This window comes from Streptococcus mitis, from assembly GCF_946190275.1.
Lineage (GTDB): Bacteria > Bacillota > Bacilli > Lactobacillales > Streptococcaceae > Streptococcus > Streptococcus mitis_DC.
In genome coordinates this window covers 1-317 of record NZ_CAMHZQ010000065.1, presented here as the reverse complement: position 1 = coordinate 317, position 317 = coordinate 1, and the positions used below count along the sequence as shown (strand labels likewise).

Below are 317 nucleotides of genomic sequence, written 5' to 3'. Positions count from 1 at the left end.
CATCCAAGTGTAGCCTTAGTCACTTATCCAGATGGAACTACCGATGAAGTCACAGTCCCAATCACGGTTAAGGAACAAAAAGATACGTTCAACCCAACTGCGAAAGAACCAGCTCCAACTGCTAAACACGGTAGTGACCCAAGTGCAGAAGGAAGTATTAACACAGACAATCTGCCAAAAGGTACAACCTACACATGGGTAGAAAAACCAGATACCAATACAACTCCAGGAAGTAAACCAGGAAAAGTATTAATCACCTACCCAGACAAGAGTACGGAAGAAGTGACAGTCACTGTAGAAGTAACGCCACAAAAAGA

1 protein-coding gene is annotated in these 317 nt (G+C 43.2%); it reads left to right on the top strand.

All coding sequences use genetic code 11. The annotated features are described in order from the left end of the window. The coding region (locus N8M20_RS10260) for a Rib/alpha-like domain-containing protein (RefSeq protein ID WP_261080521.1) at positions 1–317 on the top strand (317 nt) is incomplete at both ends.